14 protein-coding genes are annotated in these 14,075 nt (G+C 53.3%); 6 read left to right on the forward strand and 8 right to left on the reverse strand.

Features of this window, described 5'->3' with window-relative positions; all coding sequences use genetic code 11:
• Positions 1-86: 86 nt before the first annotated feature.
• Complete coding sequence (gene ychF, locus ACXIZX_RS10740; protein WP_008107633.1) at positions 87-1,178, forward strand: redox-regulated ATPase YchF; 1,092 nt, start codon at positions 87-89, stop codon at positions 1,176-1,178.
• Positions 1,179-1,323: 145 nt separating this feature from the next.
• On the opposite strand, the gene ACXIZX_RS10745 is transcribed toward ychF, so the two are convergent.
• Complete coding sequence (locus ACXIZX_RS10745) at positions 1,324-1,776, reverse strand: Lrp/AsnC family transcriptional regulator (protein WP_479404117.1); 453 nt, start codon at positions 1,774-1,776, stop codon at positions 1,324-1,326.
• A 210-nt stretch (positions 1,777-1,986) separates the two neighbouring features.
• Between ACXIZX_RS10745 and ACXIZX_RS10750 the strand changes: the two genes are divergently transcribed.
• Both ACXIZX_RS10750 and panB read left to right on the forward strand, forming a co-directional pair.
• Positions 1,987-2,598, forward strand: a complete 612-nt coding sequence (locus ACXIZX_RS10750) for a LysE family translocator (RefSeq protein WP_008107629.1) — start codon at positions 1,987-1,989, stop codon at positions 2,596-2,598.
• A 12-nt stretch (positions 2,599-2,610) separates the two neighbouring features.
• The gene (panB, locus tag ACXIZX_RS10755; protein WP_179450521.1) at positions 2,611-3,411 is read left to right on the forward strand and encodes a 3-methyl-2-oxobutanoate hydroxymethyltransferase; all 801 of its coding nucleotides are present in this window, start codon (positions 2,611-2,613) and stop codon (positions 3,409-3,411) included.
• Positions 3,412-3,501: 90 nt separating this feature from the next.
• Here the strand turns inward: panB and ACXIZX_RS10760 are convergent, their stop codons facing one another.
• Together ACXIZX_RS10760 and ACXIZX_RS10765 are read right to left on the reverse strand one after the other, a co-directional pair.
• Positions 3,502-4,737 carry an MFS transporter gene (locus ACXIZX_RS10760; protein ID WP_179450519.1) on the reverse strand — a complete coding sequence of 412 codons (1,236 nt, stop codon included), beginning with the start codon at positions 4,735-4,737 and terminating at the stop codon, positions 3,502-3,504.
• Positions 4,738-4,800: 63 nt separating this feature from the next.
• Positions 4,801-5,754 (reverse strand): sugar phosphate isomerase/epimerase family protein, encoded by a 954-nt coding sequence (locus ACXIZX_RS10765; RefSeq protein ID WP_479404118.1) that lies wholly within the window; start codon positions 5,752-5,754, stop codon positions 4,801-4,803.
• Between the two features lie 322 nt (positions 5,755-6,076).
• On the opposite strand from ACXIZX_RS10765, the gene ACXIZX_RS10770 reads away from it, so the two are divergent.
• Entirely contained in the window at positions 6,077-6,958 is an 882-nt protein-coding gene (locus tag ACXIZX_RS10770; protein ID WP_154193782.1) for an SIS domain-containing protein, read from the forward strand.
• An 11-nt stretch (positions 6,959-6,969) separates the two neighbouring features.
• Positions 6,970-7,902: a ribokinase gene (locus tag ACXIZX_RS10775; protein WP_479404870.1), complete on the forward strand. Its 933-nt coding sequence runs from the start codon at positions 6,970-6,972 to the stop codon at positions 7,900-7,902.
• Between the two features lie 43 nt (positions 7,903-7,945).
• Here the strand turns inward: ACXIZX_RS10775 and ACXIZX_RS10780 are convergent, their stop codons facing one another.
• Genes ACXIZX_RS10780 through ACXIZX_RS10790 form a run of 3 tightly spaced genes read right to left on the reverse strand, consistent with a single transcriptional unit; the run spans position 7,946 to position 10,867 of the window.
• Positions 7,946-8,821, reverse strand: coding sequence for a transporter (locus tag ACXIZX_RS10780; RefSeq protein ID WP_479404119.1), 876 nt, complete (start codon positions 8,819-8,821; stop codon positions 7,946-7,948).
• A complete protein-coding gene (locus tag ACXIZX_RS10785; protein WP_479404120.1) occupies positions 8,818-9,867 on the reverse strand; it encodes a phenylacetaldoxime dehydratase family protein in 1,050 nt (349 codons plus the stop codon). The genes ACXIZX_RS10780 and ACXIZX_RS10785 overlap by 4 nt, the downstream gene beginning before the upstream one ends.
• 1 nt (position 9,868) lies before the next feature.
• Positions 9,869-10,867 carry a carbon-nitrogen hydrolase family protein gene (locus tag ACXIZX_RS10790; protein ID WP_479404121.1) on the reverse strand — a complete coding sequence of 333 codons (999 nt, stop codon included), beginning with the start codon at positions 10,865-10,867 and terminating at the stop codon, positions 9,869-9,871.
• Positions 10,868-11,021: 154 nt separating this feature from the next.
• On the opposite strand from ACXIZX_RS10790, the gene ACXIZX_RS10795 reads away from it, so the two are divergent.
• Positions 11,022-11,963 carry a helix-turn-helix domain-containing protein gene (locus tag ACXIZX_RS10795; RefSeq protein ID WP_479404122.1) on the forward strand — a complete coding sequence of 314 codons (942 nt, stop codon included), beginning with the start codon at positions 11,022-11,024 and terminating at the stop codon, positions 11,961-11,963.
• Here ACXIZX_RS10795 and ACXIZX_RS10800 read toward each other — a convergent pair.
• Together ACXIZX_RS10800 and ACXIZX_RS10805 are read right to left on the reverse strand one after the other, a co-directional pair.
• The gene (locus ACXIZX_RS10800; protein WP_479404123.1) at positions 11,960-12,940 is read right to left on the reverse strand and encodes a LacI family DNA-binding transcriptional regulator; all 981 of its coding nucleotides are present in this window, start codon (positions 12,938-12,940) and stop codon (positions 11,960-11,962) included. The genes ACXIZX_RS10795 and ACXIZX_RS10800 overlap by 4 nt on opposite strands.
• A 57-nt stretch (positions 12,941-12,997) precedes the next feature.
• On the reverse strand, positions 12,998-14,071 hold the full coding sequence (locus ACXIZX_RS10805; RefSeq protein WP_479404124.1) for a sugar phosphate isomerase/epimerase family protein: 1,074 nt from the start codon (positions 14,069-14,071) through the stop codon (positions 12,998-13,000).
• Between the last annotated feature and the right edge of the window lie 4 nt (positions 14,072-14,075).

The raw sequence follows: 14,075 nt of genomic DNA on the forward strand, positions 1-14,075 counted from the left end.
AATTCTGTGTATAATGCGCGAAATTTTTTGAATCTGTCGGCGCTATTAAACAGCGCCGCGCACTCAGTGAGAAAGGTAATCAGACCATGGGATTTAAATGCGGTATTGTGGGCCTGCCGAACGTCGGTAAATCCACCCTGTTCAACGCGCTGACTAAAGCGGGTATCGAAGCAGCCAACTTTCCGTTCTGCACCATCGAGCCAAACACCGGTGTAGTGCCAATGCCCGATCTGCGCCTCGATCAGCTGAGCGAGATTGTTAAGCCACAGCGTGTAGTGCCAACCACCATGGAATTCGTTGATATCGCCGGTCTGGTGAAAGGCGCGTCCAAAGGTGAAGGCCTCGGTAACCAGTTCCTGACCAACATCCGTGAAACCGAAGCCATCGGCCACGTAGTGCGCTGCTTCGAAAACGACAACATCATCCACGTTGCGGGCAAAGTTAACCCGGCGGAAGATATTGACGTGATCAACACCGAGCTGGCGCTGTCAGATCTCGACACCTGCGAACGTGCGATTCAGCGTTGCCAGAAGAAAGCCAAAGGCGGCGACAAAGATGCTAAGGCCGAACTGGCTGCGCTGGAGAAGTGCCTGCCGCACCTGTCAGAAGCGGGCATGCTGCGCGCACTGAATCTGGATGCTGACGAGAAAGCGGCAATCCGCTATCTCAGCTTCCTGACGCTGAAGCCAACCATGTACATCGCTAACGTCAACGAAGACGGTTTCGAAAACAATCCGTACCTCGATCAGGTGCGTGCGATTGCCGAAGCTGAAGGTTCAGTAGTGGTGCCGGTGTGTGCTGCGGTTGAATCTGATATCGCAGAGCTGGAAGATGACGAGCGCGACGAGTTCATGGCTGAACTGGGTCTGGAAGAGCCGGGCCTGAACCGCGTAATCCGCGCCGGTTATGCGCTGCTGAACCTGCAAACCTACTTCACCGCTGGCGTGAAAGAAGTACGTGCATGGACCATTCCTGTTGGCGCCACTGCGCCACAGGCGGCGGGTAAAATCCACACCGACTTCGAGAAAGGCTTTATCCGCGCTCAGACCATCGCATTTGAAGATTTCGTTGCGTTCAAAGGCGAACAAGGCGCGAAAGAAGCCGGCAAGATGCGCTCAGAAGGAAAAGAGTACATCGTTAAAGATGGTGACGTGATGAACTTCCTGTTCAACGTCTAAAGTCTTAATGTTGTCTGCCGCGCTATCGCGTCAGACAAAAAATCCCAAAATCCACGCATTGGCGTGGATTTTTTTATCCCTTTTACCAAGGCGAATTGGTTGCAAAAACTGGCGACATAGTGCGTTCTCTTGTTTCAGCGGAAATTCACAGCGGTAACGGGCGATCCTGGATCACCGTTTTCATCACCAGCGTCGACGTTAACCGTTGAACACCGGGCAGACCGGATAGCTTTTCATCATACAGCTGCTGGAAAGCGGGCAAATCGCGTGTGGTGATGTGCAGCAGATAATCCGGATCGCCAAACAAACGCTGCGCCAGTGTAATTTGCGGCAAATCCTCCACCGCGTCTTCGAACGCACTCACCGCACGGCGATCGCCTTCGCGTAAAGTCACAAACACGATTGCCGAAAAGTTATATCCCAGACAGACGGGATCAAGATGCGCGCGATACCCACGGATAATGCCGCTTTGTTCCAGCGCTTTAACCCGGCGATGGCAAGGAGAGAGGCTCAGCCCAACCCGTTCTGCTAGCTCCGTCACCGATAAGCGGCCATCCGCTTGCAGCTCAGCAAGAATATTGCGGTCAATACAATCCATTTGGAAATTTATTCCTAAATTAGCGTTTAGAACACCCCACATTAAGAGCACATTCTAACTATCTGAGGATATTCTTTCTAGCGAATGACGCATGACGTAATAGATGATTCATCCGCTAACCGGGACTGAGAACGTGCTTAACAAACTACCTTTAATGCGCTTCTGCGCGATGTTTTCTTACCTCAACGTTGAGATGAAAGGTGCATCGCCATGGCGCTGAGTTTCTTCGCAGCATTTTGGGCCGTATCGGTTCTATTCGTTATCACACCGGGCGCTGACTGGGCCTATGCGATTTCCGCTGGCATGCGTGGAGGGCGGGTGATCCCGGCGGTTCTGGGTCTGCTCAGCGGCCACCTGATTGCCACGCTTATTGTTGCGGCTGGCGTTGGCACGATGGTCGCCAGCTTACCGGCGTTGATGAAAGTGTTAACCGTGGCGGGCGCGTGCTATTTAATCTGGCTGGGCATCGGCATGTTGCGACATCCCACCATTCCCAGTGCAGGAGACGCCACTGACGCAGGCAATGCCGGTCGCTGGGCGCTGAAAGGGCTTTGCATCAGTGGCCTCAACCCAAAGGTGTTTCTACTGTTTCTGGCGCTGTTACCACAGTTCACCGACCCGCAGGGCGCATGGCCTCTGCCATTACAGATGGCAGCGTTAGGTATGGTTCATGTATTTAGCTGCGCGGTGGTGTACCTGATTGTAGGATTAGGTTCCAGAGCGGTGTTACGCACCCGCCCGCAGGCTGCACGAAGGGTCAGCCAAACATCCGGTGCTCTGATGATCGTCATCGCAGCACTCTTACTGACAGAATCGCTTTGATGAGACATTGAAATGCCAGATATCACGCTAACCCACCTGCAAAAAATGAAACTGCGTGGCGAAAAGATTGCCATGCTGACCTGCTACGATGCGACATTTGCGCATGAGTCCAGCCGTGCTGGCGTCGATATGCTGCTGATCGGCGATACGCTCGGGATGATCCTGCAGGGCCACGACAGCACGCTGCCGGTCACCCTTGATGATATGGCGTATCACACGGCCAGCGTGAAAAGCGGTAATGCCGGCAGCTTTATCATCGCCGATCTCTCCTTCATGACCTACGCCTCGCCTGAACAGGCGCTGCAAAGCTCGGGCCGCTTGATGCAGGCCGGTGCGCAGATGGTGAAGCTTGAAGGCGGTGAATGGCTGTGTGAATCCGTTCGCCAGTTAACGCGCAATGGCATCCCAGTCTGCGCGCACATTGGACTGACACCGCAATCAGTAAATGTGTTTGGTGGTTTCAAAGTTCAGGGGCGAGGCCAGGAGCAGGCGCAGACTCTGATCGATGCGGCGATAAAATTGGAAGCGGCCGGTGCGGCAATGATTTTGGTTGAAGCTGTTCCCAGCTCGGTGGGCAAAGCGTTGAGCGAAGCGGTTGCTGTTCCGGTTATCGGCATTGGCGCTGGCGTTGATACCGATGGTCAGGTGTTAGTGCTGCACGATATGCTCGGGCTCAGCATCACCGGGCGTGCGCCTAAGTTTGTGCGTAACTTTATGTCGGGTCAGGAAAGCATTCAGGCCGCCATTCAGAGCTATGTTGCAGCAGTCAAGGACAGGAGCTTTCCCGCAGCCGAGCATTGTTACGCGGAATAGCGCCGCAGACATCAACGTCTAATCTGTTGCTAGCAATAAAAAGCCCAGTTATTAACTGGGCTTTTTTTTATAACCAAAATCTCACGTCTGTCAGGCGGCTTTATCCGTCATCGCTACCCGCGCATCCAGCTCTTCAGGCGTTTTCAGGAATGGCGTCAGTACACCGCTCAACACATAAAGTCCGGCATAAATCCCCAGCACCCCGCCCGCACCCAGCGATGAGTAGAACAGCGCAGTGATGGCAGGTGCGATAAATGCGCCCAGACCTGCACCCAGATTCAGCACCGACATCGCCGCGCCCTTGCTGTCCGGGGCCAGTAACGGGAACAGTGCTGATAGCGGCACATAACCGGCCATGGTAATGCCGCACAGACACAGCACGAACGCCATCACATAGAAGTTATGGCCCAGCACCTGCGGCACCGCCCAAACCAGAATCAGCACCGCGGCATAGCCAAAGCCGCCGACCCACATGATGGTGGTACGCCAGCCAAACTTATCGCCGAAGAAGCCAAAGAACAGGTTGGCAAAAATCGCCACCAGGAACACCGCCGACCACATATGCAGCCATTCGGTTTTGCTGTAGCCAAAACTGATCAGATACAGCGGCAGGAAGGTGGCTAAACCATATTGGGCGATGCCGTTGACCGATTTCACCACCAATCCCATGGCGATCACCGGACGCTGCAAAATGGTGATGCCTTTAATTAACTCCGCCGCGCTGAAGGGGTGAATTTCAGATGCAGGTACCACGTCACGGTTCACCCAAATGCCTAACACTGATCCCACCACCACAAACACCATACCGATCCACAGCACATGAATTTCGCCCATTACCGGCAGTGCCAGCGAGGAGAAGAACGGACCGATGACACTTAAACCCAGCGAGAAGGTAAACCAGAACCAACCCACTGCGGTAGAACGGCGCTCCACCGGCGTGCTGTAGTTAATCCAGATGAGAAACGAGTAGGCAAACAGCGGATAACCGATGCCGCGAATGGCATAAAATGGCAGCATCCAGGCCATGTGCATGGTCTTCAGACCAATGCCGATAAACCCGATGCTGCCGATGACGAAGGTGATCAGCCCATACACCATCACTTTGCGCGGTCCGAGGGTTTGCACCAGTACGCCAGTTACCCAGGCCGCCAGCGTCACCGTGACACCGTATGCGGTGATCAGATAAGAGGCCTGCGCGACGGACAGCCCTTTATCCACCAGCCAGATGGCAATCCACGCTTGTTCTACACCATCGCCGATCATAAATATCGCGAGGCCGATATAGCCCCAAAGCAAGTTTTTAGGCAAACCTATTTTATCGAACATAGTTTCCCCCAGTGTCAGACACTGACTGGTCGTAGTTAATAGAGGTAAGTTTTAATTTTGTTTTTATTCAGCGATGATTTTCATCAGCATGCCCTGCACTTTCAGTGCATCCTGGCTTTTAATCAGCTGATCGATCTCATCAATGCTCAGGCGGTCGATAAAGCTTGAAAGCGCTTTATACATGCGAATATTTTGCGCGCATTCGGCAACCGGATCTTCACGGCTTGGGAAGGTATCGAAATAGATCAGGCCGCTGAAGTTAACGCGTTTTGCGTAATAGATGTATTCCAGCGTCTGCATCAGATGCACTGAACCCAGCATCAACCCATCATCAAAATGGCCATAACCATCATTTAGGTGGAAACCCACCAGACGGTTTTTGCGTGCCGACTGGAACAGCGAGAAAGCGGGATTCTCTTTCTTCATGATCATGTGGCAGAAATCGAGGGTAATACCGAGATTGTTGGAGCCCACGTCATCAATCAGCATCAGCGTTGAAGAGACATCACCAATAAAGGAGAAGGTGCGCGGCTCATATGGCTTGTATTCAAAGCTGAATTGCATATCTGCGTGGGCCTGCGTCACGGTCTGTAATGCGCTGACCAGCCACTCATAGGCGCGGAAATAATCCTGCTGGAACGGATAATCGTAGCCATCGTAGCCAAACCACAGCGTGACGGTATTCCCGCCGAGGTATTTGCACATCTCTGCGGCTTCAAGGGTAATTTCAATCGCTTTTTTACGCAGTGCGGCATCCGGATTGGTGAATTCACCATCGATGAACTCTTTGTTATAACGCAGTGCAATGCCACCGACCTGCAAATTGTTATCGGCGATGGTCTGCTTGATCAGTTCTTTATCCTGACCAATAAAATGTTCCGGATAATTCAGCTCAATATGCGTCAAGCCCGCAACGGTACCCATACGCGTAATAAGATCGCAAGTATCCATTTTGTTCTTCGCCGCAAACAGATCGGCTCTGGAGCGAAATGAATTTATACGTGATGAGAATTTCATTTGTAAATTACCTTTAATGGGATTTCCACTTTCTTATAAATGAGAATATTCCTCAGGTAAATGCGGTCAGATAAATACTACCGCTAATAAAATAAAAAAGTGATTTATCATAGTGAAAATTTTACTGCGAGTAAAACCATTAAATTACAACAAGTTAAATACTCATTTTCCTGCCAGTAAAATAACAGACGCAATTGCACTACTAATATTTTACTGACAGTAAAATGCATCAGTAAAACGTTTTACAGCATGTGATCCAGTTAACACTTTTCCCCTAATCACCATGCTAGCTTAGCGACAACGTTTTTATTGAGCGCTCAACATGCATAACCGACTTAAAGGCAATGAGATATTCCTGCTGGCTCGCACGCTTGCACCTGAGCTGGGAAAAAAGGAACGTTCTATTGCACGATTTATTGACGACAATCCGCAGTCATTATCTAAAATGTGCATCACTGATATTGCGAATTATCTGAATGTCAGCGTATCGAGCATTACTAAAGTATCGAAGAAACTCGGCTTTACCGGTTTTCACGATCTGAAAATCAATATCGCCCGACAAGTTAGCTCGCAGGAAGAGATTATCGATATTCCAGTGATTCCGGATTCAGAGAAATATGTTGAGCAGGTGATTGAAAGCACCTTTTTAAATTCAGTGCTGGCGCTGCAGGATTCCCTGAGCGTAATTAACAGTGCCGTGATAAAAGCGGTGGCGTATCTGTTTATTAATAAGCCAGAAAGCGCGCGCATTTTTATTGCCGGATGCGGTGGTTCAGGCTCAATCTGTGATGACTTCAATCATAAGCTGCTGAAAATTGGCATCTTCTCATCGGTGTTCAGTGACAGCCACAAGCAGTTGATGACCGCCTCGTTGATGCAACCCGGCGATATCCTGCTGGCGATTTCCCACTCCGGCCAAACCACAGACATTATCCAGATGGTAAAAGCGGCGAATGAGAACGGCGCAGAAACCATCTGCCTGACCAATTATCCCAACAGCCCACTGAGTTTAATTGCCAGGCACTCGATTATCTCCTCGGTTAAAAACAATCCGATTACCGGAGAAAACGCCACCACGCGCATTGTGCATCTGAATATTCTCGATGCCATTTTTACCATTATCGCCAGCAAGACCAGCGAAAAAAGCCAGACCAGTTTACACAACACCAGAAATGCGGTTGCGTCCAAACGCACCGCCAATTAAGGGCCGAAATGATGAAACATAATATTGTTGTTATTGGCAGTCTTAACTACGACATTCTTGTCCAGCAGGATCGCCTGCCGGAAATTGGGGAGACGTTTACCGGCAACGAATTAATGCTAATGCCGGGCGGAAAAGGAGCAAACCAGGCGGTTCAGTGCGCCAAGCTGGGCTTGAACGTCAATATGGTGGGCTGCGTTGGCAATGATATTTATGGCAGTGAGCTCATAAAATCGCTGAATGAAAACGGCGTTTCGGTGGATAACATTAGCCAACGCGGAAAAACCTCGGGCATTGGCATCGTGCAGATTCTGGAATCCGGTGATTACTGCAGCACCATTATTAAAGGCGCAAACTACCTGATTACCGAATCCGACATTCACGATGGGTTATTCAGCGATCGCCCACTGTTAATCCTGCAGTCGGAAATTCCCGACCCTGTGGTTGAACGTGCCATCAGCGTGGCACGTCGTCACGATTGCCAGATTTTGCTCAACAACGCGCCAGCACGCGAAATCTCTTCGCAGGCGCTGAGCCAGGTTGATTTTCTGGTAGTGAATGAGACCGAAGCCAGCTTTATGAGCAAAACTTCCGTCACTTCGGTCAAGGAAGCGATGACCTGCGCAGCAGCGCTACAGCAAAAGGTGAATGGCCGGGTGATTATCACGCTGGGCGAGAAAGGCGCGGTGTTATCCGGTGATGCAGGTGCCAGACATTATCCCGCCGTGTTCTGCCCGGATGTGGTGGATACCACCGGCGCAGGCGATTCATTTATTGGCGGCATTGCCTATTGCCTGGTGAACAACATTGCTCTGGAAGACGCGATTCCTTTCGCTGCTGAAATCAGCTCCTGCTCAATCCAGAAATATGGCGGTCAGAGTTCTTTCCCGATGCTGCCTGATGTGGCACACGCGCTGACGCAAAACCGCCAGCGTCTGTTTGGCTGAAACTCACACCTACTGGTAAGCCGCTAACCGCATAGTGGCTTACTTAAAACAGCAGCCCCAACCGCAAGCTGATATTGGTGTCCTGCCTGAATCCCTGCTCTACCTTGATATCACATCCAGCGGAAAGCTGGAGCTGAACGCCTGGCATTACAAAATGGGCCGCCGACAGCCGCAAATAGCTGCTGTTGAGTCGGTCGTCCTGAGCAGTGCCATTAACGCGACTCTCCGCGCCGGTTATCCATCCGCCGCCAATGCCAAACTGTGTCGCGGGTGTCAGGTTATAGCGCAGATAAGCCTGATATTCGTAGCGCGGACTCTGCCTGAGCGTGCTGCTATTCGCGCCATAAGCATCATTCGCCGTGACCCAGGAAACGTCAGTACCGGTTTCAAATGCCCACGACGCAGAGAAATGGTGGATCCACACGCCCTGCAGCAGATAGCGCCAGCGATTTTCCCCAACGTTGAGTGCTTTTTGTTGGTCGTAACTGCCGGTTGGCGCATAGATAAACGGCGCCAGCGAGAGCAGATCCCTGCCCTGCGCATCCAGATTGAACTTGAACGGCACGCCAAAAATCACGTCACCCAATCCCGAGGCGTTGCCTAGTGCGCGCGCATCGCCCATCGCATCCGCGCTAACCAGGGGAACAATTACCTGCGGTTCGATGCTGATATTTTCTGCCGGGCGGAAGCCATGAATAAAGCGCAGCAGCGTGGCTTGAGTCCGCAAGCGGTAATCAGCGTTGACCTTCTTCCCCTGCGAATAATAATCGTCGCTGTGGGAATACTGAAAGTAGGCCAGCGCGAGGCTTTTATCGGCTGGCAGCATTTCGTAATCGCCGGGAGAAAACTCCAGCGCATAAGCAGGTAAGCACAGCGTTGCTGTCACCCAGGTCGCGATAGCACTGACTGTTTTCTTCATAACGATTCTCCGACGAACTGCCGCAATAAGCCGGTGTTCGCATGACAGTTGATGTACTCAAAATGCTGAGCCGATGCTGGAACCACCACGATTTCGTGCCACAGCCGCAGCGCGATATTGAAGTTCAGCTCCTGCACGTAACGCATAAATCCGCCGAAAATCGCCACGTGGGTAGGATGGCTTTTTGCCCACAGCTCAAGTGCCGCCATATCGGTAAAATGCGCCAGGCCAAAGGTCTTCTCCGTCACGGCATGCGTGTTCACATCAATGACCTGCATATAGCGACAGTTCATACAGCCGATGGTGTGGCCGCTGTCGCGCAGAAAGTGCATGCCTTCGCGCAGCACCGGTTCCACCTCTCTAAGGTACTTTTGTCTCTCTTCTTGCTGGGTAGCCGACCAATCCTGCCCGGAGCGGATCAGGCAGAGATTTTCCCGGCCAGACAGCACAACGCGTTTGCCGGTGCGCGTCGCTGATGGCGTCATTCCACTGCCACTTAGCGCATCGAACTGCGCGCGCGGCAGGCGATCGCGCGCACTGCCCCAATAGCCGTGCTCCTGCATTTCGCCACTCATGCCATCAGCCAGACAGGCCACGCCTTCAGGCGAGGCACGATCGGAGAAAATGGTTTCAAACCTGTCGGCTTGCGGGCTCACGATCTCGAGAAAGTAGCCATATTCGCCCGCTTCTCGTTCCGCTGCGTGCCACCATGCAGAAAATAAGCTGCCTGTTTTCCAGCGCTCAAACTGCTGCTGCGACGGCCAGTAGGCAATGGCGATCAGGTTATGAAACCCGGCGTCGTCTATATACGCCGCCAGGTCCCAATGTTCTGGCGCGTACGGGGAAGAAAAGCGTCCAGTCACCGCATTGAGAGCCACAGGCGCGACCGGAGTGGCTGCCTGAACGCCGAAGTACGCCATCACTACCTGGCCGGAAAGTGGGGAGAAGCGCGCCGTCCACGCCGGAAAAGGGGGTTGATGATCGTCAGGCATCGCCATCGGACAACGGCGCGCGACACGCAGATGCGCAGGAATAGCGGATTCCATGTTATTCCTCCTCTTCAGCTGGCAATTCACCTTGCAGCTCAGCAGGCAAGCCGCGTTTGACCACCGGCGGTTTGGCGGCGGAATTAAACAGAAGCTGGGTCACATCGGGACGTGAATAGTGTCCCACAGGATCGGCCGCCAGTTTGGCGAAGATGATGGCCGAGGGTGCCAGCGTGGCTAACAGCAAGCCCTCTTCATGTTCACCGAGCGGTGTGGCAAGTTCGCTGCCGTCCGGACCATAAATGCGGGCATGTCCGCCACCGGCGCTGAGTAATGCGCGACGGGCATCGTCCGGGCACAGCAGTTCGATCATCTCTGCGGAAACCACCGAGCAAGGTGCCAGCACGAAACACTGCCCTTCGGCGGCATACAAACGCGAAGCCGCCATGTTGACCTCGGGACCCAGCGCCGCTGTGGCGTTGTTGTAGAGACTGAAACTCGGCCAGGCGGCAATGTGGATCTCTTCATGCTGGGAATACATGGCGTAACGCGAGAGCGGCTGCAGATGCTCCCAGCAGCAAAGTGCGCCAACCACGCCAAGCGGCGTTTCCCAGGTGGTCAGTGAAGAACCGTCGCTCTCGCCGAACAGCGTCCGCTCGACGTGCGTCGCCTTAAGCTTGCGGCGCGTACCGATGGTTTCGCCGTCGCTGCCAATAATCCACTGCGAGATGTAAAGGCTGCCGTGGTCGCGCTCACTGAATCCGAGCACCACCATCATGCTGTTCTGCCGCGCGGCATCGGCAATGCGTTTCGCCTGCACGCTATCCAGAACCAGCGAGTTCTGATGATAGTCATACACCAGCGGCATATTCACGGCAGGTGAGTTCAACCACAAAAACCACGGATAGCCCGGAATCCAGGTTTCGGGAAAGGCGATCAGTTCCGCACCCTGCGCGGCGGCTTCCTCAATCAGCTTGATGGTTTTATCTATCGTCCCTTCCAAATTCATAAACAGTGGCGCGGCCTGTACGCAGGCCACGGTAATCGGTTTGTTCATCATGTTGCTCTCTCCCAGGTGAATGAAAATTAACTGGCAACAGATATAACCGCCGCGCCACGCGCAGGGTTATGACAGGAAGGAAGGGATGATTGTCCAGAATGGAAATGGCCTGGAGTTTGCAAGCAATGCCTCACCTAACGCTGAGGATGCAGGCATGAAAACCTTTAACACCGCCGACGTTTTGTATGCTGATCGCACCGATTACTGGCGCCACGCCATCAGCCAGACATTTGTGCCGCTGGAGAGCACCTATGCGGGCAGCGAGCGCAACGGCATCCTGCAAGCGGGCGTTTGGGGCGATCTGCGCTTATCCGAGGTGAGTTGCAGTGCGCAAGAGGTGATCCGTGGCCGCAAAGGCGCCGATAACAGCCCGGATAATATGATTCTGCTGAGCTTTGTCAGTCAGGGAAAAACCTCGGTGCTGCAGGGCGGAAATCATGCCTCGCTCAGTCAGGGTGAGTTCGCGCTTTACGACACGCAGTTTCCCTATGAGCTGCACCTTCATGGTGAGACGCGGCAACATGTGGTGCAAATTAGCAAAGATCATCTGAGTCAACGAGTGGGGAAAACCGAGCATTTGTTGGCTAACGCCTTTGGCAAACAGCATCCGCTGATGCCCTTCTTGCAGATGCTGTTAAACAACCTGATGACGCTGCCCGAAGACATTTCACTCAAGTATGCCGCCATGCTACACGAGCAGTTTCTCGAACTGCTGACATCGGTGATTGCCGACGAGTGCAGCAACCGAAGCCAAGCCAAAACCTATCACGGCTTGCTGTTCCAGATGAAAATCATGATCAACCAGCGGCTGGCCGATCCGGCGCTGACCGCCGCAACCATCGCTGACGCCTTTGGTATTAGCTCGCGCTATCTCAACATGCTGTTGAAGAAAGATGACACCTCGTTTGGTCGCTATGTGCTCAATCAGAGGCTGATAAAATCCGCAGAAGCTTTGCATTCTCCGCTGCATCGCGCCACACCGATTAGCCAGATTGCCTGGCGAACGGGCTTTAGCGACATGCCGCACTTCTCGCGCGAGTTCAGGGCGAAGTTCGGCTGCTCACCAACCGAGTATCGCCAGCAAGCAACCGCTTAAGTACTGGCACGCACCACAAAGTGCCAGTCCATCATAATGCGTTGAGCCGGCGAACCAGGCTGGTCGATCTTATTCAGCAGCAAAGCGAACGCTTTGCGCCCCATATCGCGCGACGGCTGCGCCAGCGTGCTCAGTGGCGGCGTGACCATTTCGGCGAGGTCGGTGCCATCAAATCCGGTCACCGCAATATCCTGCGGTACGCGCAGTCCGGCGGCGTGAATCGCTGAGAGCGCGCCCGCCGCTAAGGTATCCGACACCGCGAACACGGCATCTGGACGCTCGGGCGCTGCCAGCAAGCTTTCCATCGCCTGTTTACCGGCATTAAAACTCAGATCGGTGGCGTAAGAGATGGCCTGCCAGCTACGCTCTTCCTGGATAAGTTGCTGCTGATAACCCGCCTGTCGCAGCTGCGCATATTTATAGCTGAGATCATGGTTGATTAACGCAATACGCTGTCGTCCCCTGCTCGCCAGATACGCCACTACGTGCTTTGATGCCTGCACATCATCAATGCCGACGCAGGAGACATCCCCAGCATCAGCGTATTCCGCGCACTGCACCCAAGGCGTTTCGCCAATCAGCTGTGCCAATTCTGGCAACTTACTGAACGCATCCATAGTGATAATGCCATCCACCATTTTACCGGCCAGCAATTGCAAACTGGAGCGGGAGCGCTCGATGTCTGAACCAGAATTACACAACAGAATGCGATAGCGGTTCTTCTCCGCCTGCTCCTCAATGCCTTTCACCAACTCGGCGCAGAAAGGATTGGAGATATCCGACACCATAACGAGAATCATTGAGCTACGTGCAGTGCGCAACTGACGTGCTAACAAATTTGGCTGGTAATTACTCGCTTTAATGGCGTGCAGGACTTTCTCACGATTCTGCGCTTTTACCGTGTCGCTGTTATTCAGCACCCGTGAAACGGTCGCCACAGAAACGCCCGCTAAGCGGGCGATTTTTTGGATGGACATGCTTGCAACTCTTGCTCAGTCAGATACAACGGAGGCTAACATAAATCCGCGCCCACCTTAATCATGCGACTCTGCCGCACTCAGCCCCAGTTGCATGCGGATGCTGGCCGCTTGCTGCGATTGTGCGGCGAAGTCATCGAATGCCCGATCGGCCACCGGAATGATGTGGCGACGAATAAACTCAGCGCCCTCGCGCGCGCCGGTTTCCGCCTCTTTCAAACAACATTCCCACTCCAGAACCGCCCAACCGTCATAATCGTATTGCGCCAGCTTGCTGAAAATGGCCGGGAAATCGATCTGTCCGTCACCGGGTGAGCGAAAACGACCAGCACGATCTATCCAGCGCTGATAACCGCCATACACACCGCTGCGTCCGTTCGGCAGATACTCGGCATCTTTAACGTGAAACGCCTTGATGCGCTGATGGTAGATATCGATGAACTGCAGATAGTCGATATGCTGCAAGTGCAAGTGACTGGGATCGAACAAGATGTTGCAGCGCGGATGATTGTTCACCAACGCCAGGAAGCGTTCAAACATCACGCCATCATGCAGATCCTCACCGGGATGGATCTCGTAACAGACATCAATGCCGTAGCGGTCAAACTCGTCGAGCACCGGCAACCAGCGCCGTGCCAGCTCTGAGAAGGCTTCACTCAATAGCTGAGGATTATGCGGCGGCCACGGATAGAGATACGGCCAGGCTAACGAACCGGAGAACGTAGCGTGGGCCTGCAATCCCAGCCTGGCCGACGCGGCTGCCGCCAGCTTCACCGTCTGAATCGCCCATGCGGTGCGCTTTTCCTTGTCACCGCGTAAAGCGGCGGGTGCGAAGCCATCGAAGGCGACATCGTGCGCTGGGTGGACAGCAATCAGCTGACCTTCCAGATGCGTCGATAATTCACTGATCTGCAAGCCGTAGTTCGCCAGTAAACCCGTCACTTCATCGCAATAGGTTTGACTGGTTGCGGCGTGCGACAGATCAAAAATCTTCGGGTGATTACAAGGCACTTGTAACGCCTTATAACCGAGCGCAGAAGCCCATTGCGCCAGCCCTTCCAGTGAATTAAACGGTGGCTGCGGGCCAATAAACTGCGCGAGAAAAATTCCAGGTCCTTTTACCGTTTTCACGTAC

It is taken from the genome of Candidatus Pantoea symbiotica (assembly GCF_056491525.1).